Source organism: Salmonella sp. SAL-020 (assembly GCF_017372215.1).
Classification (GTDB): Bacteria; Pseudomonadota; Gammaproteobacteria; order Enterobacterales; family Enterobacteriaceae; genus Salmonella; species Salmonella enterica.
The window spans coordinates 3791595-3811876 of the sequence record NZ_CP071690.1; the positions used below are offsets into that span (position 1 = coordinate 3791595).

Sequence of the window (20282 nt, forward strand, 5' to 3'; positions counted from 1 at the left end):
TAAATCCCGTTGAGACGCCGTCCCATCGTCGTCATCCAGAAACAGCCGAAATAAAAAAAGCCAGCAGATATTATCTGCTGGCGGGTGATTTTAGGCTATCGCCTACACCAATACTCAGTCACACATGATGTCTGCAATTGGCTTCAATCGGTCGCCTCCCACTGCATCAGTTCCGCGAGCATTTTTAAGCGCTGCGGCGCGCTCAGGCAAGCCAGCCAGGACGTTTTTTCCGTCGCGGCAAAATATCTCAACCAGAACTGGCGCATAGTGACCTCTTCCTCTTGCTTCATCGAAAGATATTATTGGCCTAATATAGGGATAATAAAATTGCTGAGTTTTTCATCGGAGTTCCCCTTTTATGCCCTCAGGTCGCCTGCAACAACAATTTATCCGTCTCTGGCAATGTTGTGACGGTAAAACGCAAGACACCACGCTTAATGAGCTGGCGGATCTGCTGAACTGTTCGCGTCGCCATATGCGTACGCTGCTAAATACGATGCAGGCGCGCGGTTGGCTAACATGGGAAGCTGAGGTTGGACGCGGAAAGCGTTCGCGTCTGACGTTCCTGTATACCGGACTGGCGCTGCAACAGCAGCGGGCGGAAGACCTGCTGGAACAAGATCGAATCGATCAACTGGTACAACTGGTCGGCGATAAAAGCGCTGTCAGGCAAATGCTGATTTCCCATCTGGGACGCAGCTTCCGCCAGGGGCGGCATATTCTGCGGGTTCTTTACTATCGTCCGATGCACAATCTCCTGCCGGGAACCGCATTACGTCGCTCGGAAACTCATATTGCCCGGCAAATTTTCAGTTCGCTCACGCGGGTAAATGAGGAAAACGGGGAACTGGAAGCGGACATTGCGCACCACTGGCAGCAAATTTCCCCTTTACTGTGGCGCTTCTACCTGCGCCCCGGCATTCATTTTCATCATGGCCGCGAGCTGGAGATGGAAGATGTCATCACCTCGCTGACGCGTATCAATACGCTTCCGCTTTACTCGCACATCACAAAGATAGACTCCCCTACCGCGTGGACGCTGGATATTCATCTTTCCCAGCCGGATCGCTGGTTGCCGTGGCTGCTGGGCCAGGTCCCGGCGATGATTTTGCCGCGGGAGTGGGAAACGCTGGCTAATTTCGCCAGCCACCCTATCGGCACCGGGCCTTATGCCGTGCGGCGTAATACGCCAAACCAGCTCAAGATACTCGCCTTTGATGATTACTTCGGCTATCGGGCGTTGATAGACGAAGTGAATGTCTGGGTACTGCCGGATATCAGTGAAGAACCGGCCTGCGGCTTGATGCTGGAAGGGCCGATACAAGGCGGTGAAAAAGCGATAGAAAGCCGACTGGAAGAGGGGTGCTATTACCTGCTATTCGACGCCAGAACGCCGCGCGGCGCGCATCTGCAGGTCAGAGAATGGGTAAGCCACGTCCTCTCCCCCACCAATTTACTCTATCATGCCGATGAACCGCTACAGCAGCTCTGGTTCCCGGCCTATGGGCTTTTACCGCGCTGGCATCACGCCCGTCCAGGCCCGGGCGAAAAACCCGCCGGGCTGGAAACCCTCACGCTGACCTTCTATCGCGAACACATTGAGCACCGGGTTATCGCCCGTATCATGAGCGCGCTTCTGGCTGAACATCAGGTGCATCTGCATATTCAGGAGATCGACTACGATCAATGGCACGCCGGCGACATCGAAAGCGATATCTGGCTCAATAGCGCTAACTTTACGCTGCCGCTGGATTTCTCGCTGTTCGCGCACTTGTGCGAAGTACCGCTCTTGCAGAACTGCATTCCGCGCGACTGGCAGGACGACGCCGCGCAGTGGCGCGCTGGCGAGATGAACCTGGCGAACTGGTGCCAGCAACTGCTGGCCAACAAAGCGATTGTGCCGTTGATCCACCACTGGCTGATTATCCAGGGACAACGCAGTATGCGCGGGCTGCGCATGAATACCCTCGGCTGGTTTGATTTTAAATCGGCGTGGTTTGCGCCGCCAGATCCTTAACGCCAGCTCTTGATTGCTGCCCGGCAACAAAATCACTACACTAACGCCGAACTCAACGGGGTGCCGCGCTCATGCGCGCGCTGAGAAAATACCCGTCGAACCTGATCCGGATAATGCCGGCGAAGGGATTTGAGGCTACCTCTCAAGTCCTTTGCCACTCTTTAACTGAGGTGCAAAGTGTTAAAAAAATATCTTCCGCTTTTACTCCTGTGCGCGGCGCCTGCTTTCGCCAAACCCGTTCTCACCGTCTATACCTACGACTCGTTCGCCGCCGACTGGGGGCCAGGCCCGGCGGTGAAAAAAGCGTTTGAAGCCGATTGCAACTGCGAGCTGAAACTGGTGGCGCTGGAGGATGGCGTTTCGCTGCTCAACCGCCTGCGGATGGAGGGGAAGAACAGCAAAGCCGATGTGGTGTTGGGGCTGGACAATAATCTGCTGGAAGCGGCCACGCAAACTAAACTCTTTGCCAAAAGCGGCGTGGCGAATGAGGCGGTCAAGGTGCCCGGCGGCTGGAAAAACGACACATTTGTGCCGTTCGATTACGGCTATTTCGCCTTTGTCTACGATAAAAGCAAGCTGAAAAATCCGCCGAAAAGCCTGAAAGAACTGGTCGAGAGCGATCAAAAATGGCGGGTAATTTATCAGGACCCGCGTACCAGTACGCCAGGGCTGGGGCTGTTACTGTGGATGCGCAAAGTCTATGGCGATAACGCGCCGCAGGCCTGGCAAAAACTGGCGGCCAAAACGGTGACGGTGACGAAAGGCTGGAGCGAGGCCTACGGCTTATTTCTGAAAGGTGAAAGCGATTTGGTGCTCAGTTACACCACCTCTCCGGCGTATCACATTATTGAAGAGAAGAAGGACAATTACGCCGCCGCGAACTTCAGCGAAGGCCATTACTTACAGGTAGAAGTCGCGGCGCGTACCGTCGCCAGTAAGCAGCCGGAACTGGCGGAGAAATTCCTCAAATTTATGGTTTCTCCGGCGTTTCAGAACGCCATACCCACCGGCAACTGGATGTACCCGGTAGCGGACGTCGCCTTACCAGCAGGGTTTGAATCATTGGCCAAACCCGCCACAACGCTGGAATTCACGCCGCAACAAGTGGCAGCACAACGCCAGGCATGGATTAGCGAATGGCAACGCGCCGTCAGCCGTTAATTCCCGGCTGGCTGATTCCGGGGCTGTGCGCCGCCGCGCTGATGATAACCGTCTCGCTGGCGGCCTTTCTGGCGCTTTGGCTGAACGCGCCGTCGGGCGCGTGGTCGACAATCTGGCGGGATAGCTACCTGTGGCATGTGGTGCGCTTCTCATTCTGGCAGGCGTTTCTGTCCGCAGTGCTGTCTGTGGTCCCGGCGGTTTTTCTCGCCCGCGCGCTTTATCGACGCCGTTTTCCTGGACGTCTGGCGCTGCTGCGTCTGTGCGCCATGACGCTGATTCTGCCGGTACTGGTTGCCGTGTTCGGTATTCTTAGCGTGTATGGCCGTCAGGGCTGGCTGGCCTCGCTGTGGCAGATGCTGGGGCTTCAGTGGACATTCTCCCCCTACGGCTTGCAGGGCATTTTACTGGCGCACGTCTTTTTTAACCTGCCAATGGCGAGCCGTTTGTTGCTGCAATCTTTGGAAAGCATTCCCGGCGAGCAGCGCCAGCTCGCCGCCCAGCTCGGTATGCGCGGCTGGCATTTTTTCCGTTTTGTCGAATGGCCGTGGCTGCGCCGCCAAATTCCGCCCGTCGCGGCGCTGATTTTTATGCTCTGCTTCGCCAGTTTCGCAACGGTTCTGTCGCTCGGCGGCGGCCCGCAGGCCACCACTATCGAACTGGCTATCTTTCAGGCGCTTAGTTATGACTACGATCCCGCCCGCGCGGCGATGCTGGCATTAATCCAGATGGTCTGCTGCCTGGCGCTGGTACTGCTAAGCCAACGGCTGAGCAAAGCGATTGCGCCGGGGATGACGCTGACGCAGGGTTGGCGCGATCCTGACGATCGTCTCCACAGCCGTCTGACGGACGCCTTATTAATCGTGCTGGCGCTGCTGCTGCTGCTTCCGCCGCTGGTCGCCGTGGTGGTCGATGGCGTCAACCGCAGCCTGCCGGAGGTGCTGGCGCAACCCATTCTGTGGCAGGCTGTCTGGACATCGCTACGCATTGCGCTGGCGGCGGGCGTTCTGTGTGTGGTGCTGACCATGATGCTACTGTGGAGTAGCCGCGAGCTACGCCAACGCCAGCAAGTCTTCGCCGGACAAACGCTGGAACTCAGCGGGATGTTGATCCTCGCGATGCCGGGGATCGTGCTGGCGACAGGCTTCTTTTTACTGCTCAATAGCAGCGTTGGCTTACCGGAATCCGCCGACGGCATCGTGATTTTCACCAATGCGCTGATGGCAATCCCCTACGCGCTAAAAGTCCTGGAAAACCCAATGCGCGATATTACCGCCCGTTATGGAATGCTGTGCCAGTCATTAGGAATTGAAGGCTGGTCGCGGTTAAAGGTCGTGGAACTGCGGGCGCTGAAACGTCCGCTGGCGCAGGCGCTGGCGTTTGCCTGCGTACTTTCTATCGGTGATTTTGGCGTCGTCGCGCTTTTCGGCAATGACAATTTCCGCACGCTGCCGTTTTATCTGTATCAGCAGATCGGCTCCTACCGCAGCCAGGACGGCGCGGTGACCGCGCTGATACTGCTGCTGCTCTGCTTTACGTTATTTACCCTCATAGAGAAACTACCGGGCCGACATGCTAAAACTGATTGATATCACCTGGCTTTACCATCATTTGCCGATGCGTTTTACGCTGGCGGTAGAACGCGGCGAGCAGGTGGCGATTCTTGGCCCCAGCGGCGCGGGGAAAAGCACGTTGTTGAATTTAATTGCCGGTTTTCTTGCGCCTGCCAGCGGTACGCTACTGATTGCCGGCGACGATCATACGCTTACGCCGCCCTCACGCCGTCCGGTCTCAATGCTGTTTCAGGAGAATAATTTATTCAGCCACCTGAATGTGCAGCAAAATATCGGTCTGGGGCTAAACCCTGGGTTAACGCTCAACGCCAGCCAGCGGGAAAAACGGGACGCTATCGCACATCAGATGGGCATTGAGAGTCTGATGACGCGTTTACCGGGCGAACTGTCCGGCGGCCAGCGTCAGCGGGTAGCGCTGGCGCGCTGCCTGGTACGTGAACAGCCGGTACTGCTGCTGGATGAACCGTTCTCCGCGCTCGATCCCGCGCTGCGCCAGGAGATGCTGACGTTGGTCAGCGATATCTGCCGCGAGCGACAGCTCACGCTGTTGATGGTCTCGCACAGCGTGGAAGATGCGGCGCGAATTGCGCCCCGGTCAATCGTCGTGGCCGACGGACGCATTGCGTGGCAAGGCAAAACAGACGAGCTACTAAGCGGTCAGGCCAGCGCCTCAGCGCTATTGGGCATCAAATCCCATCTTTTGTAGGCCGGATAAGGCGAAGCCGCCATCCGGCAAAGGAATCGTTAGTAACCCACAACTTTGCGCAGAATATCGATATATACCGGCATCAGCGGGTGGCGAATCAGCACCACCAGCGCGACCACGCCGCTCCCGAGCGTCAACGGCGCCAGATACAGCAAACGGCTGCGGGGGAGATACGCGGTTAAACGATCGACTGCCGCTTTGCCGCTGCGCCACAGCCGCCAGCATAGCCAGCCTCCGACCCACAGCAGCAACGCCGTAGCCAGCAGCAGCCATTTGAAATCTCCGCTCTGCATATCAGAAGGAATATCGATTGCCGCTCCCGCCAGAATGCCCGGCAGGAAATAAAACGGTGGCCACAGCAAACAGCCAATCAAGTTTGGCCCAATAAATTTCGCCACGGGAAGATCCAGCATCCCTGCCACCATCGGCACCAGCGGCCTCGTCGGACCGACAAAACGTCCGACCAGGATCGTGAACATACTGTGCTGATGCAGCGCGTGTTCGGTTTTATCCAGCAGCGACTTGTTTTTTTTCATAAAAGACCAGCGGTGTAGCGGCTTTTTAAAGCGCCACCCCAGCCAGAACGAAATCCAGTCGCCCATCAGACAGCCGATAATACCCACCAGCCAGGCATGCCAAAAATTGAGCTCGCCGCTGCCGATAAGCGCGCCCAGCCCCGCCATCAGTACCGTGCCGGGTAAAATCAACCCCACCAGCGCCAGCGATTCCAGGAAGGCGACCAGCAACACGGCGATAAGCGAATACAGAGTGGATTGGGTGATAAAATGTTCCAGCAGTGCTTGCATAGTGTGTCCGTCAGCGTGATGAAGCAGGGATTCTGCTTACCCCGTCCCCCTTCGTCAAGCCGTCAATTATCCGAATAGTTACGGCTTATGACATCTTTGTGGACACATCATTCACTTTTTATTCACATCCGGCCCTGAACTCGCTAGGACTTGCCCCGGTGCATTTTTTAAATACCCGCGAAAAATAGAGCTGATCGTCAAATCCAACATTGCGCCCAACGGTCGCTATCGGCATTCGCGTGGTGCTAAGCAGGAGTTTCGCCTGGCTGATACGCTGATCTTCGCGCCAACTCAATACGCTAATGCCTAACTGCTGGCGGAACAGATGCGATAACCGGGAGGGCGACAGGCAGACATGCTGGGCGACGCTGGCGATATCAAAATGGCTGTCCGCCAGATGGTCGCTGATATACTGGCAGGCATCGCGCACACGGCTATCCATCGGCGGATGCAACGACTCATTAATTACCGCCATACGTCTGAGCAACAACTGCTCCAGCAGATTGATCGCCAGTAGCTCAGAATAGCGGCCTTCCCCTTGCCCGGCGCTGATGATCTGCCCGAACAGTTCGCTGAAATGCGGCTGGCGCGCCTCGTCCGGGCGGAAAAATCCTGTCTGGGCAAAGATTGTCGGCCAGGTCAGCCACTCCTGCCAGTAGGCGCGAGGCCGGAAATAAACCCACTGGTGATACCACTCGCTGGCGTCCGGATGCCGTCCATAGTGATGAATCTCGCCCGGCGGAAACAATAATATATCTCCAGGCCGACAGACAAACTGCTCGCCATTATTATTAATGACGCCCTCTCCGCGGATGGTCAGGTTAAGAATATATCCCTTCATGCCCAACGGACGATCGATAAAAAAATCCAGATATCCATTCGCTTCAATTGGCGTCAGCCCGGCGACCAGATGGGCATTAAATGAATATCCCGGCAATAGCGGATCATTTTGCGTTTCAGCCATGATTTCTCTACCCCCGATGTTCAGAGAAGAAACAAATTGTCCATATTGACCAGGACGACAGAGCTTCCGTCTCCGCAAGACCTTGCGCTTGATGAAAGCACGTATCAACCCCGCTTGTGAAAAGCGTTTTGTAACAAAAGCGTACAGTTCAGGCGATAAAATTAAGTAACAGAAGTGTCTATAACTATGGCTGGAATGTCCACATTGAATATTTGCACAGCGTCACACTTTGCAAAGCATTAGCATTTTTGTCCATAAGATTAGCGGATCCTGCCTGACGGTTTTTGCCGCGACTCTCTACTGTTTCTCCATACCTGTTTTTCTGGATGGAGTAAGACGATGGCAATTGCAATTGGCCTCGATTTTGGCAGTGATTCAGTGCGCGCTCTGGCAGTGGACTGCGCCACCGGCGACGAGATCGCCACCAGCGTAGAGTGGTATCCACGCTGGCAAGAAGGCCGTTATTGCGACGGCCCGAACAACCAGTTCCGTCATCATCCGCGCGACTACATGGAGTCAATGGAGGCCGCGCTGAAAGCCGTTCTGGCACAATTAAGCGCCGCGCAACGCGCAAATGTCGTTGGCATTGGCGTTGACAGCACCGGTTCTACGCCAGCGCCGATTGACGCCGACGGTAACGTCCTGGCGCTGCGTCCGGAGTTCGCCGAGAACCCGAATGCGATGTTTGTGCTGTGGAAAGATCACACCGCGGTGGAAGAGGCCGACGAAATCACTCGTCTGTGCCATAAGCCAGGTAAGGTCGACTACTCCCGCTATATTGGCGGCATTTACTCCAGCGAATGGTTCTGGGCGAAGATTCTGCACGTCACCCGCCAGGATAGCGCCGTCGCGCAGGCCGCCGTCTCGTGGATTGAACTGTGTGACTGGGTGCCGGCGCTGCTTTCCGGCACCACTCGCCCGCAAGATATCCGCCGTGGCCGCTGCAGCGCCGGGCACAAAACACTGTGGCATGCAAGCTGGGGCGGTCTGCCGCCCGCGAGCTTCTTTGATGAACTCGATCCGTGCATTAACCGTCATCTGCACTACCCGTTATTTAGCGAAACCTTCACCGCCGATCTGCCCGTGGGCACCCTGTGCGCCGAATGGGCGCAGCGCCTCGACTTGCCGGAAAGCGTAGTGATTTCCGGCGGCGCGTTCGACTGCCACATGGGCGCGGTCGGCGCGGGCGCACAGTCCAATACGCTGGTAAAAGTCATCGGCACGTCTACCTGCGACATTCTGATTGCGGATAAACAGAGCGTCGGGGATCGCGCCGTGAAAGGCATTTGCGGTCAGGTTGACGGCAGCGTGGTGCCGAACTTTATCGGTCTGGAAGCGGGGCAATCTGCTTTCGGCGACATCTACGCCTGGTTTAGCCGCGTGTTGAGCTGGCCGCTGGAACAACTTGCCGCGCAGCACCCGGAACTGAAAACCCAGATTAACGCCAGCCAGAAGCAGCTACTGCCAGCGCTCACCGACGCCTGGGCGAAAAATCCGTCCCTGGATCACCTGCCGGTGGTGCTCGACTGGTTTAACGGTCGCCGCACGCCAAACGCTAATCAGCGTCTGAAAGGCGTCATTACCGATCTCAATCTCGCCACCGACGCGCCAGCGCTGTTTGGCGGTCTGGTCGCCTCGACCGCCTTCGGCGCGCGCGCCATTCAGGAGTGTTTTACCGAGCAGGGTATCGCGGTCAATAACGTGATGGCGCTTGGCGGCATCGCCCGTAAAAATCAGGTCATTATGCAGGTCTGCTGCGACGTACTGAATCGTCCGTTGCAGATCGTCGCTTCCGACCAGTGTTGCGCATTAGGCGCCGCTATCTTTGCCGCCGTTGCCGCGAAAGTCCATGCCGATATTCCTGCCGCCCAGCAAAGCATGGCGAGCGCGGTAGAACGCACTCTGCGTCCCCGCCCTGAACAGGCGCAACGCTTCGAACGGCTTTACCGCCGCTACCAGCAGTGGGCGCTAAGCGCAGAACAACATTATCTTCCGACTGCCGCGCCGGCGCCAACGACCCCGGCCAATCAGGCAATCCTGACTCATTAAGGACACGACAATGACGATTTTTGATAATTATGAAGTATGGTTTGTGATTGGCAGCCAGCATTTGTATGGCGCAGAAACCCTGCGCCAGGTCACCCAACATGCCGAGCATGTGGTCAACGCGCTGAATACCGAAGCTAAACTGCCATGTAAACTGGTATTAAAACCGCTGGGCACCTCGCCGGATGAGATTACCGCCATTTGTCGTGACGCCAATTATGACGATCGCTGCGCGGGGCTGGTGGTCTGGCTGCACACCTTCTCCCCGGCCAAAATGTGGATCAACGGGCTGAGTATCCTTAACAAACCACTACTGCAATTCCATACCCAATTTAACGCCGCCCTGCCGTGGGACAGCATCGATATGGACTTTATGAACCTGAACCAGACTGCGCACGGCGGCCGCGAGTTCGGGTTTATCGGCGCGCGGATGCGCCAGCAGCACTCGGTCGTCACTGGCCACTGGCAGGATAAAGAGGCCCATACGCGTATCGGCGCCTGGATGCGCCAGGCGGTCTCTAAACAGGATACCCGCCAGCTAAAAGTCTGCCGCTTCGGCGACAATATGCGTGAAGTCGCAGTGACTGACGGTGATAAAGTGGCCGCGCAAATCAAATTTGGCTTTTCGGTCAATACCTGGGCGGTCGGCGATCTGGTGCAGGTGGTGAACGCAATTAGTGACGGCGATATCAACGCTCTGATTGACGAGTATGAAAGCAGCTATACCCTGACGCCCGCCACCCGGATCCACGGCGATAAACGCCAGAACGTGCGGGAAGCGGCGCGCATTGAACTCGGTATGAAGCGTTTCCTGGAACAGGGCGGATTCCACGCCTTTACGACGACATTTGAAGATTTGCACGGCCTGAAACAACTTCCGGGTCTGGCCGTACAGCGTCTGATGCAACAGGGCTACGGCTTTGCGGGCGAAGGCGACTGGAAAACCGCCGCTCTGCTTCGCATTATGAAAGTAATGTCAACCGGTCTGCAGGGCGGCACCTCATTTATGGAGGATTACACCTACCACTTCGAGAAAGGCAACGATCTGGTGCTCGGCTCGCACATGCTGGAAGTGTGTCCCTCCATCGCGGTGGAAGAGAAACCGATCCTCGACGTCCAGCACCTCGGCATTGGCGGCAAGGAAGATCCGGCGCGTTTGATTTTCAATACCCAAACCGGCCCGGCGATCGTCGCCAGCCTGATCGACCTCGGCGATCGTTACCGCCTGCTGGTCAACTGCATTGACACCGTAAAAACGCCGCACTCCCTGCCGAAACTGCCGGTGGCTAACGCGCTGTGGAAGGCGCAGCCGGATCTGCCGACCGCCTCCGAAGCATGGATTCTGGCTGGCGGCGCGCACCATACCGTCTTCAGCCACGCGCTGGATCTGAACGATATGCGCCAGTTTGCAGAAATACACGATATCGAAATCGCGGTGATTGATAACGATACCCGTCTGCCAGCCTTTAAGGACGCGCTGCGCTGGAACGAGGTGTATTACGGGTTCAAACGTTAATTGGTGAAACGAATTGCCCGGTGGCATTTCATTTACCGGGCCTACGGTCCTGTAGGCCGAATAAGGCATTTATGTCGCCATCCGGCACACCGTCGCTCGTAGGCCGGATAAGCGAAGCGCCATCCGGCAGGGAGAAAACAATGTTAGAAGATCTCAAACGCCAGGTACTGGAAGCCAATCTGGCGCTGCCAAAACACAACCTGGTCACCCTTACCTGGGGTAACGTCAGCGCCGTCAATCGCGAACGCGGCGTACTGGTGATTAAGCCGTCCGGAGTCGATTATAGCGTCATGACCGCTGACGATATGGTGGTGGTCAGCCTGGAGACCGGTGAAGTCGTTGAAGGTCATAAGAAACCGTCGTCCGATACGCCAACCCACCGTCTGTTGTACCAGGCATTTCCGACTATCGGCGGCATCGTACACACCCATTCGCGCCACGCGACTATCTGGGCGCAGGCGGGTCGGCCGATTCCGGCGACGGGAACCACCCATGCCGACTATTTCTACGGTACGATTCCCTGCACTCGCAAAATGACCGAGGCGGAAATTAATGGCGAGTATGAATGGGAAACGGGCAATGTCATTGTTGAAACCTTTGAAAAACAAGGTATTGACGCCGCTCAAATGCCCGGCGTGCTTGTCCATTCGCACGGCCCGTTTGCCTGGGGTAAAAATGCCGAGGATGCCGTGCATAACGCCATCGTGCTGGAAGAAGTGGCCTATATGGGGATCTTCTGCCGCCAGCTTGCGCCGCAGTTGCCCGACATGCAGCAATCCCTGCTGGATAAACACTATCTACGCAAACACGGCGCAAAAGCCTATTACGGGCAGTAATGCCTCTAAAAACGCGTCCCATGGGGGGCGCGTTGATGAATCTGGTCGGTGATATATTCAGCAAATGCGCTTTGATAGACGTAATGATCAGAACTCACATATTCAATAATATTATCATAATGTCCCTGCCACGCTTTTCCTTCCAGCGCATGGAAGAAAATATAATCTTCGATTGTTGACTGCCAGCGTTGTCCATTTAACAGATAGTTAATAATGGTATCCCGATGTCCGTTTTTTCTGTCGTGTCCTTGCCAGTGAAAAAAAGCATTGCCGTTTTCAATAATCTCGGTGCGCCAAATCTGTTCTGTCCATGTTTTATACTCAAAAAATCGACTCACGGTTTTTATGGAAGGGTTAGCGCGTTGAGTATTGACGAAAAGATAACGGTCGCTCCCTACCAGACGCGCCTGCATACTCACATTCATAAAAGATCATTCCCGAATACCACAAATTTTGATAAAAACACCCGCACCCGAAAGTCAAAATAAAATTATATTCTAAAATAAAAATTAAATTATGCAGAGAGTTCCCGACGAATTCGCACTGTAATCCATTTTTATTTAACCATAGCGGCCAATTGGAATATTATATTTCTACCTGACGGTGCGGATGTTCCAAATGAAATTGTTACACTTTTCATTAAGTAAAACAAACAAAAAATATCGCTTTTTTGTTAATCCGAGAAATAAGTAACAGATTCGAACAAGCGCCTTTCTGAAAAATACTTAATGTATGAAAACAGACTTGACACAAAACGGCTAATACATGGGTAAAAACTGTAAATAAACATGATTCAAAATTAGCAGTTATAGGATAATTATATCTGCTGTATATACCGGCATCATTATATTGATAAATATACGTCAGCAAAAATATCTGACGCTAAAAGCCATTTTATCGTTAAAATATCCATTACACCCGTCACGGGGAACGAACTCATTCATGAAATATCGCTACATCATCAGAATCGCGGCAGGCATAATTCTCATTATGGCTACGGTGTTTATCCATAATGCCATCGCTATTTATCAGTTCAGTCAGCAAAACCAGACGCGCGTAGCTGACTGCGCGATTGTCGCAGGAGCAGGCGTTAGCGGAAAAACGCCTTCTCCCGTTTTTCAGGCCAGACTGGATCATGCCATCTGGCTTTACCAACAACACATTGTCCGCGCGTTGGTATTAACCGGCGGCTACGGCGCTGGCGCAACGGTTTCCGACGCGGCGATAGCCCGTCAATACGTTCTGGAAAAAGGCATTCCGGCTAAGGCGATTTTTATTGAAGAGCGCTCTACCGTGACGCGCGAAAATATTCGTTACGCAAAACAGATACTGCGACAACAACAATGGCGCACAGCGTTACTGGTCAGCGATCCGCTGCATATGCTGCGTCTGAAAACTATCGCTCAGGATAATGGTATCGATAGCCGCTCATCACCCACGCGATCCACCCGCTATAAATCCTGGTGGGCGCAAACCCGCTTCTTACTGCGAGAAACTTTTTATTACAGCGGATATCGGCTTTTACGTTATATGCCTGTACAAAATAACAGTATTACCCCCTAAAACAGGTTATAATTAGCGTGAATTTTTTAGACAGGTAATCATCGTGGCGCAGGCAGGTTTCATTTTAACCCGGCACTGGCGGGATACGCCGCAAGGAACGGAGGTCTCTTTCTGGCTGGCGACAGACAACGGCCCTGTGCAGGCGACGCTGGCCCCGCAAGAGTCCGTGGCGTTTATTCCGACCAGCCAGACCTCCCGCGCCGCCTCGCTGCTACAGGCGGAAAAAGACTATCGCCTGACGCCGCTCCAGCTGCGAGACTTTCATCGTCAGCCGGTCTCCGGTCTGTATTGCCGTACTCACCGCCAGCTTATGCGGATGGAGAAACTGCTGCGCGAAAACGGCGTCACCGTTTATGAAGCGGATGTCCGCCCGCCGGAACGTTACCTGATGGAACGTTTTATTACGTCGCCCGTTTGGGTAGACGGCGAGATGCGCAACGGCGTTATCCGCAATGCGCGTCTTAAACCCCACCCCGACTATCGACCGCCGCTAAAATGGGTCTCGCTGGATATCGAAACCACGCGACACGGCGAACTGTATTGCATTGGTCTGGAAGGCTGCGGCCAGCGTACCGTTTATATGCTGGGCCCGGCGAATGGCGATGACCGCCAACTGGACTTCGAGCTTGTGTATGTCGCCAGCCGCCCGCAGCTGCTGGAAAAACTCAACGCCTGGTTTGCCGAACATGATCCTGACGTCATCATCGGCTGGAACGTGGTGCAGTTCGACCTGCGTATGCTGCAAAAACATGCCGAACGCTACCGTATCCCTTTACGGCTGGGGCGAGACAATAGCGAACTGGAGTGGCGCGAACATGGCTTCAAAAACGGCGTTTTTTTCGCCCAGGCCAGAGGGCGAGTCATTATCGATGGTATCGACGCGCTTAAATCCGCGTTCTGGAATTTTTCGTCTTTTTCGCTGGAAGCCGTCTCGCAGGAACTGCTCGGCGAAGGAAAATCCATTGATAATCCCTGGGATCGTATGGATGAGATCGATCGCCGCTTTGCCCAGGATAAACCCGCCCTCGCCACCTACAACCTGAAAGACTGCGAGCTGGTCACGCGCATTTTCCATAAAACCGAGATCATGCCGTTTTTGCTGGAACGCGCGACGATCAACGGCCTGCCGGTCGATCGCCACGGCGGTTCGGTCGCCGCATTCGGGCATCTTTACTTTCCGCGAATGCACCGCGCCGGCTATGTCGCGCCCAATCTCGGCGAAGTGCCGCCGCTGGCAAGTCCCGGCGGCTACGTAATGGATTCACAACCCGGATTATACGATTCAGTACTGGTGCTGGATTATAAAAGCCTGTACCCGTCGATTATCCGCACGTTTTTGATTGATCCCGTCGGGCTGGTCGAAGGCATGGCGCAGCCGGATCCGGAACACAGTACCGAAGGTTTCCTTGACGCCTGGTTTTCACGAGAAAAGCACTGCCTGCCGGAAATTGTTAGCCAAATCTGGCACTGGCGCGATGAAGCCAAACGTCAGGGCAATAAACCGCTCTCGCAGGCGCTTAAAATCATTATGAACGCCTTTTATGGCGTACTCGGCACCACGGCCTGTCGCTTTTTCGATCCCCGTCTGGCGTCGTCAATCACCATGCGCGGTCATGCGATTATGCGCCAGACCAAAGCGCTGATTGAGGCGCAGGGTTATGACGTGATTTATGGCGATACCGATTCCACTTTCGTCTGGCTCCGGCGCGCGCATTCAGAAGCCGATGCGGCGGAAATCGGGCACAGGCTGGTGCGTCACGTGAACGAATGGTGGGCGCAGACGTTACAACAGCAAAATTTGACCAGCGCGCTGGAGCTGGAGTTTGAAACCCACTTTTGCCGTTTTCTGATGCCGACCATCCGCGGCGCGGATACTGGCAGTAAAAAACGCTACGCGGGCCTGATTCAGGAAGGCGACAGCCAGCGCATGGTATTTAAAGGTCTGGAAACGGTGCGGACCGACTGGACGCCGCTGGCGCAGCGCTTTCAACAGGAGCTGTATCTGCGCGTTTTTCGCAATGAACCTTATCAAGACTATGTGCGCGAGACTATCGATAAACTGATGGCGGGCGAACTGGACGCGCAGCTGGTTTATCGTAAGCGTCTGCGTCGCCCTTTACATGAGTACCAACGTAACGTTCCGCCGCACGTTCGCGCCGCCCGGCTGGCGGATGAACAAAACCTGAAGCAGGGTCGTCCGACGCAGTATCAGAATCGCGGCGCCATAAAATATGTCTGGACTGTTAACGGCCCCGAGCCCGTGGATTACCAGCAGTCGCCGCTGGATTACGAACACTATCTTACCCGCCAGCTACAACCCGTGGCGGAAGGAATTCTTCCCTTCGTTGAAGATAATTTTGCTACACTACTGACCGGGCAACTGGGGCTATTTTGACGCGTGACGAAAGCGCCGCCTTCCAGTACCATAGCGCCCTTTCCATTCCTGGACCTAATTAACGCCACTACCACATTAGCCTGGTAGCGGGGTCGTATACTCGCAATTATCCAGTGCTGTCGCCTGGGAATGGCGAGTAATGCCTGCAATTAAAGATATAGAGCCGAACACATATGCCTTTTACACTTGGTCAACGCTGGATCAGCGATACAGAAAGCGAGCTGGGACTTGGAACCGTTGTTGCGATGGATGCGCGAACCGTCACCTTACTTTTCCCGTCCACGGGGGAAAACCGCCTGTATGCGCGCAGTGATTCTCCCGTGACCCGCGTCATGTTCAACCCTGGCGATACGATTACAAGCCATGAAGGCTGGCAGCTACATATCGATGAAGTAAAAGAAGAAAATGGCCTGCTTGTTTATGTCGGCACCCGCCTGGATACCGAAGAGACCAATGTGACGTTGCGCGAGGTTCTGCTCGACAGCAAGTTGGTTTTCAGTAAGCCCCAGGATCGTCTGTTCGCCGGTCAAATTGATCGAATGGATCGGTTCGCGCTGCGCTATCGCGCCCGTAAATTTCAGAGCGAGCAGTACCGGATGCCGTACAGCGGCCTGCGCGGTCAGCGGACCAACCTGATCCCGCATCAGCTTAATATCGCTCATGATGTGGGTCGTCGCCACGCGCCACGCGTACTGCTGGCGGATGAAGTGGGCTTAGGTAAAACCATTGAAGCCGGGATGATTCTGCATCAACAGTTATTATCCGGCGCGGCGGAACGCGTATTGATCATTGTTCCGGAAACCCTGCAACACCAGTGGCTGGTAGAAATGCTGCGCCGTTTCAACCTGCGCTTCGCGCTGTTCGATGACGAACGCTATACCGAAGCGCAGCACGACGCGTATAACCCGTTTGAAACCGAACAACTGGTGATCTGCTCGCTGGATTTCGCCCGCCGTAATAAGCAGCGTCTGGAACATTTGTGCGACGCCGAGTGGGATCTGCTGGTGGTCGACGAAGCGCATCATCTGGTGTGGAGTACCGATGCGCCGAGTCGTGAATATATGGCCATCGAACAGTTAGCTGAACGCGTGCCGGGCGTGCTGCTGCTGACCGCCACGCCAGAACAGCTGGGGATGGAAAGCCATTTCGCCCGTCTGCGCCTGCTCGATCCGAACCGTTTCCACGATTTCGAACAGTTTGTCGAAGAACAGAAAAACTACCGTCCTGTCGCCGATGCGGTGGCCATGCTGCTGGCGGGCAATAAACTCAGCAACGACGAACTGAACAGGCTGGGCGATCTGATCGGCGAACAGGATATTGAACCGCTGTTGCAGGCCGCTAATAGCGATCGCGACGACGCGCAGGCCGCCCGTGATGAGCTGGTGTCGATGCTGATGGATCGCCACGGCACCAGCCGCGTTCTGTTCCGCAACACCCGTAACGGCGTCAAGGGGTTCCCGAAACGTGAACTGCATACGGTAAAACTGCCGCTGCCGACCCAGTATCAGACCGCCATTAAGGTCTCCGGCATTATGGGCGCGCGTAAAAGCGCGGAAGATCGCGCCCGCGATATGCTCTATCCGGAACAAATTTATCAGGAGTTCGAAGGCGATACTGGCACCTGGTGGAACTTCGACCCACGCGTTGAGTGGCTAATGGGCTATCTGACCAGCCATCGTTCGCAAAAAGTGCTGGTGATCTGCGCCAAAGCGACCACCGCGTTACAGCTGGAGCAGGTGCTGCGCGAACGCGAAGGCATCCGCGCCGCCGTGTTCCATGAGGGCATGTCGATTATCGAACGCGACCGCGCCGCCGCCTGGTTCGCCGAAGAAGATACCGGCGCGCAGGTGCTGTTATGTTCCGAAATCGGCTCCGAAGGACGTAACTTCCAGTTTGCCAGCAATCTGGTGATGTTCGACTTGCCGTTTAACCCGGATCTGCTGGAACAGCGTATTGGTCGTCTGGATCGCATCGGCCAGGCGCATGATATCCAGATCCACGTCCCGTACCTGGAAAAAACCGCCCAGTCGGTGCTGGTTCGCTGGTATCACGAAGGGCTGGACGCCTTTGAGCACACCTGTCCAACCGGCCGCGCGATTTATGATTCAGCCTACGCCAGTCTGATTAACTATCTGGCCGCGCCTGAAGAAACCGACGGGTTTGACGATCTGATCAAATCCTGCCGCGAGCAACATGAAGCGCTAAAAGCCCAGTTAGAACAGGGCCGCGACCGCCTGCTGGAGATCCACTCCAACGGTGGTGAAAAAGCCCAACAGCTTGCACAAAGCATTGAAGAACAGGACGACGACACCAACCTGATCGCGTTCGCCATGAACCTGTTCGATATCGTCGGCATTAACCAGGACGATCGCGGCGACAACCTGATCGTGCTGACGCCGTCCGACCACATGTTGGTGCCGGATTTCCCCGGCCTGCCGGAAGACGGCTGTACTATCACGTTTGAACGTGACGTAGCCCTGTCTCGCGAAGATGCGCAGTTTATTACCTGGGAACATCCGCTCATCCGTAACGGACTGGATCTGATCCTCTCCGGCGATACCGGCAGCAGCACCATTTCGCTGTTGAAAAATAAAGCGCTGCCAGTCGGCACGCTGCTGGTCGAACTGGTTTACGTCGTGGAAGCGCAGGCGCCGAAACAGCTACAACTGAACCGCTTCCTGCCGCCGACGCCGGTACGTATGCTGTTAGATAAAAACGGCAACAATCTGGCCGCCCAGGTCGAGTTTGAAACCTTCAACCGCCAGCTCAGCGCCGTGAATCGCCACACCGGCAGCAAACTGGTGAACGCCGTGCAACAGGACGTCCACGCCATTTTGCAACTGGGCGAGACGCAGATTGAAAAGTCCGCCAGAGCGCTGATTGATAACGCGCGTCGCGAGGCGGATGAAAAACTGTCCGGGGAACTGTCGCGTCTGGAAGCGCTGCGCGCCGTCAACCCGAACATTCGCGACGACGAACTTGCCGCTATCGACAGCAACCGTCAGCAGGTACTGGAAAGCCTGAATCAGGCAGGCTGGCGTCTGGACGCGCTGCGTCTTATCGTCGTCACGCACCAATAACGGAGCCGTACATGGGGATGGAAAACTACAATCCGCCGCAGGAACCCTGGCTGGTTATCCTGTATCAGGATGAGCACATTATGGTGGTCAATAAGCCCAGCGGCCTGTTGTCCGTGCCGGGGCGTCTGGAAGCGCACAAAGACAGCATTATGACGCGTATCCAGCGCGACTACCCGCAGGCAGAGTCGGTGCATCGTCTGGATATGGCCACCAGCGGCGTGATTGTAGTGGCGCTGACCAAAGCCGCGGAACGGGAGCTAAAACGCCAGTTCCGCGAACGGGAGCCGAAAAAGCAGTATGTGGCGCGCGTATGGGGGCATCCCTCCCCGGCGGAAGGACTGGTTGACTTACCGCTCATCTGCGACTGGCCGAACCGGCCAAAGCAGAAAGTGTGTTATGAAACCGGCAAACCGGCGCAAACGGAATATAACGTGGTGGAGTTTGCGGCGGATAATACCGCCCGCGTGGTGCTCAAGCCGATCACCGGACGTTCGCATCAGCTTCGTGTGCATATGCTGGCGTTAGGCCACCCGATTTTAGGCGATCGGTTTTACGCCTCGCCGGAAGCGTTGTCACTGGCGCCGCGTTTGCAGTTACACGCCGAAATGCTGACCATTACCCATCCCGCTTACGGCACCAACATGACGTTTAAAGTCCCGGCAGATTTTTAAACTCAGAGCCAATTTATGCCGGGGCGCTTCGCTTGCCCGGCCTACATTCATTAACGTAGGCCGGATAAGGCGCTAGCCGCATCCGGCAATTCAATCACTTGAAGCCTTTCTGTTCTTTGATTAGCTCATACGCTTTCTGAATTTCCTGCGCTTTTTGCTTCGCCATTTCCATCATTTCCGGCGGTAAACCTTTCGCGACCAGTTTGTCCGGATGATGCTCGCTCATCAGTTTGCGATAAGCGCGTTTAATGGTGGTTGCATCGTCGGTGGTTTTAACCCCCAGCACATTACAGGCATCTTCCAGCGTCGGGCCGCGCTGCGCCTGCTGCCAGCCGCCGCCGGACTGTTGATGATAACCGCCGCCAAACTGCGCGCCGCCCTGCATCATGCGCAGAAACTGATCGAACTGTACGCGGGAAATACCTAGCTCTTCCGCAATCACATACAGCACTTCCCGCTCATTAGGGTGTAGCGAGCCATCGGCAAACGCCGCCTGGATCTGAATTTCCAGAAACATCCGGATCAGATCAAAACGCCCGAAGCAGACGCTACGAAACTGCCGCATCTTTTCACGTAATGGGTAATTATCCGCTTTTCCGACCCGAAAGGCGTTCTGCGCGGCAGTACGTGAATCGCCGTGTAAATTCATACGATCCATCAACTGACTGGCGATATGAATATCCGCTTCCGTCACCCGTCCTTTTGATTTGGTTAAGTGGCCCATCACCTCAAAGGTGGTGGCAAAAAACAGCGCCTGCCGTTCCCGCTGGTTGGCAAACCACGCCATTTTTCGGCTGCGGGCTTTGTCGAACATATGGCCCACCAGCAGACCCAGGACCACGCCCCAAAAGCCGCCGCCCATCATCAGGGCTACGGCGACGCCAATTATCTTTCCCCAGTACTGCATAGACTCCCCAAAACGTTACGCTATCGGTGAGGCTATCTCCCAC

Annotated in this window: 16 protein-coding genes and 1 riboswitch; of the genes, 11 read left to right on the plus strand and 5 right to left on the minus strand. The window is 55.4% G+C overall.

What is annotated here, in order from left to right; all coding sequences use genetic code 11:
* Window positions 1-143 precede the first annotated feature (143 nt).
* Window positions 144-266 carry a glucose uptake inhibitor SgrT gene (sgrT, locus tag J1G48_RS18475; protein ID WP_001248755.1) on the minus strand — a complete coding sequence of 41 codons (123 nt, stop codon included), beginning with the start codon at window positions 264-266 and terminating at the stop codon, window positions 144-146.
* Window positions 267-358: 92 nt separating this feature from the next.
* Between sgrT and sgrR the strand changes: the two genes are divergently transcribed.
* The 4 genes from sgrR to thiQ all read left to right on the plus strand — a co-directional run bounded on the left by sgrR (window position 359) and on the right by thiQ (window position 5455).
* Window positions 359-2017, plus strand: a complete 1659-nt coding sequence (sgrR, locus tag J1G48_RS18480; RefSeq protein ID WP_001139043.1) for an HTH-type transcriptional regulator SgrR — start codon at window positions 359-361, stop codon at window positions 2015-2017.
* Window positions 2018-2063: 46 nt separating this feature from the next.
* A riboswitch (TPP riboswitch) is annotated at window positions 2064-2163 on the plus strand.
* A 31-nt stretch (window positions 2164-2194) separates the two neighbouring features.
* Window positions 2195-3178, plus strand: coding sequence for a thiamine ABC transporter substrate binding subunit (thiB, locus tag J1G48_RS18485; protein ID WP_000915326.1), 984 nt, complete (start codon window positions 2195-2197; stop codon window positions 3176-3178).
* Window positions 3154-4764 (plus strand): thiamine/thiamine pyrophosphate ABC transporter permease ThiP, encoded by a 1611-nt coding sequence (gene thiP, locus J1G48_RS18490; protein ID WP_000235640.1) that lies wholly within the window; start codon window positions 3154-3156, stop codon window positions 4762-4764. Before thiB ends, thiP begins: the two co-directional genes overlap by 25 nt.
* Window positions 4748-5455: a thiamine ABC transporter ATP-binding protein ThiQ gene (thiQ, locus tag J1G48_RS18495; protein WP_000915966.1), complete on the plus strand. Its 708-nt coding sequence runs from the start codon at window positions 4748-4750 to the stop codon at window positions 5453-5455. Before thiP ends, thiQ begins: the two co-directional genes overlap by 17 nt.
* Before the next feature lie 38 nt (window positions 5456-5493).
* Here thiQ and J1G48_RS18500 read toward each other — a convergent pair whose 3' ends face one another.
* A complete protein-coding gene (locus J1G48_RS18500) occupies window positions 5494-6261 on the minus strand; it encodes a DedA family protein (RefSeq protein ID WP_001148372.1) in 768 nt (255 codons plus the stop codon).
* Between the two features lie 118 nt (window positions 6262-6379).
* A complete protein-coding gene (gene araC / locus J1G48_RS18505) occupies window positions 6380-7225 on the minus strand; it encodes an arabinose operon transcriptional regulator AraC (protein ID WP_000852387.1) in 846 nt (281 codons plus the stop codon).
* Window positions 7226-7564: 339 nt separating this feature from the next.
* Here araC and araB point away from each other — a divergent pair, with 339 nt between their 5' ends.
* The 3 genes from araB (at window position 7565) to araD (ending at window position 11623) form a co-directional block, all read left to right on the plus strand.
* Window positions 7565-9274: a ribulokinase gene (araB, locus tag J1G48_RS18510; RefSeq protein ID WP_000951810.1), complete on the plus strand. Its 1710-nt coding sequence runs from the start codon at window positions 7565-7567 to the stop codon at window positions 9272-9274.
* Between the two features lie 10 nt (window positions 9275-9284).
* Window positions 9285-10787 carry an L-arabinose isomerase gene (gene araA / locus J1G48_RS18515; RefSeq protein WP_000151703.1) on the plus strand — a complete coding sequence of 501 codons (1503 nt, stop codon included), beginning with the start codon at window positions 9285-9287 and terminating at the stop codon, window positions 10785-10787.
* Between the two features lie 140 nt (window positions 10788-10927).
* Window positions 10928-11623, plus strand: coding sequence for an L-ribulose-5-phosphate 4-epimerase (gene araD / locus J1G48_RS18520; protein ID WP_000888705.1), 696 nt, complete (start codon window positions 10928-10930; stop codon window positions 11621-11623).
* 5 nt (window positions 11624-11628) lie between these two features.
* On the opposite strand, the gene J1G48_RS18525 is transcribed toward araD, so the two are convergent.
* Window positions 11629-12048 (minus strand): DUF4751 family protein, encoded by a 420-nt coding sequence (locus J1G48_RS18525; RefSeq protein WP_001103154.1) that lies wholly within the window; start codon window positions 12046-12048, stop codon window positions 11629-11631.
* A 517-nt stretch (window positions 12049-12565) separates the two neighbouring features.
* On the opposite strand from J1G48_RS18525, the gene J1G48_RS18535 reads away from it, so the two are divergent.
* From J1G48_RS18535 to rluA, 4 genes are all read left to right on the plus strand, one after another.
* On the plus strand, window positions 12566-13186 hold the full coding sequence (locus J1G48_RS18535) for a YdcF family protein (RefSeq protein WP_000877512.1): 621 nt from the start codon (window positions 12566-12568) through the stop codon (window positions 13184-13186).
* 43 nt (window positions 13187-13229) lie between these two features.
* The gene (polB, locus tag J1G48_RS18540; RefSeq protein WP_000035719.1) at window positions 13230-15581 is read left to right on the plus strand and encodes a DNA polymerase II; all 2352 of its coding nucleotides are present in this window, start codon (window positions 13230-13232) and stop codon (window positions 15579-15581) included.
* A 173-nt stretch (window positions 15582-15754) separates the two neighbouring features.
* Entirely contained in the window at window positions 15755-18661 is a 2907-nt protein-coding gene (rapA, locus tag J1G48_RS18545) for an RNA polymerase-associated protein RapA (protein WP_001116966.1), read from the plus strand.
* Window positions 18662-18672: 11 nt separating this feature from the next.
* Entirely contained in the window at window positions 18673-19332 is a 660-nt protein-coding gene (gene rluA / locus J1G48_RS18550) for a bifunctional tRNA pseudouridine(32) synthase/23S rRNA pseudouridine(746) synthase RluA (RefSeq protein ID WP_000525197.1), read from the plus strand.
* A gap of 94 nt (window positions 19333-19426) precedes the next feature.
* On the opposite strand, the gene djlA is transcribed toward rluA, so the two are convergent.
* Entirely contained in the window at window positions 19427-20239 is an 813-nt protein-coding gene (gene djlA / locus J1G48_RS18555) for a co-chaperone DjlA (RefSeq protein WP_001200595.1), read from the minus strand.
* Window positions 20240-20282: the final 43 nt, after the last annotated feature.

Excerpts from the sequence above, each read along its gene's own strand:
- sgrT (WP_001248755.1), bottom strand. The coding sequence starts at position 266 with ATGCGCCAGTTCTGGTTGAGATATTTTGCCGCGACGGAAAAAACGTCC.
- sgrR (WP_001139043.1), top strand. The coding sequence starts at position 359 with ATGCCCTCAGGTCGCCTGCAACAACAATTTATCCGTCTCTGGCAATGT.
- thiP (WP_000235640.1), top strand. The coding sequence starts at position 3,154 with ATGGCAACGCGCCGTCAGCCGTTAATTCCCGGCTGGCTGATTCCGGGG.
- thiQ (WP_000915966.1), top strand. The coding sequence starts at position 4,748 with ATGCTAAAACTGATTGATATCACCTGGCTTTACCATCATTTGCCGATG.
- J1G48_RS18500 (WP_001148372.1), bottom strand. The coding sequence starts at position 6,261 with ATGCAAGCACTGCTGGAACATTTTATCACCCAATCCACTCTGTATTCG.
- araC (WP_000852387.1), bottom strand. The coding sequence starts at position 7,225 with ATGGCTGAAACGCAAAATGATCCGCTATTGCCGGGATATTCATTTAAT.
- araB (WP_000951810.1), top strand. The coding sequence starts at position 7,565 with ATGGCAATTGCAATTGGCCTCGATTTTGGCAGTGATTCAGTGCGCGCT.
- araA (WP_000151703.1), top strand. The coding sequence starts at position 9,285 with ATGACGATTTTTGATAATTATGAAGTATGGTTTGTGATTGGCAGCCAG.
- araD (WP_000888705.1), top strand. The coding sequence starts at position 10,928 with ATGTTAGAAGATCTCAAACGCCAGGTACTGGAAGCCAATCTGGCGCTG.
- J1G48_RS18525 (WP_001103154.1), bottom strand. The coding sequence starts at position 12,048 with ATGAATGTGAGTATGCAGGCGCGTCTGGTAGGGAGCGACCGTTATCTT.
- J1G48_RS18535 (WP_000877512.1), top strand. The coding sequence starts at position 12,566 with ATGAAATATCGCTACATCATCAGAATCGCGGCAGGCATAATTCTCATT.
- rapA (WP_001116966.1), top strand. The coding sequence starts at position 15,755 with ATGCCTTTTACACTTGGTCAACGCTGGATCAGCGATACAGAAAGCGAG.
- rluA (WP_000525197.1), top strand. The coding sequence starts at position 18,673 with ATGGGGATGGAAAACTACAATCCGCCGCAGGAACCCTGGCTGGTTATC.
- djlA (WP_001200595.1), bottom strand. The coding sequence starts at position 20,239 with ATGCAGTACTGGGGAAAGATAATTGGCGTCGCCGTAGCCCTGATGATG.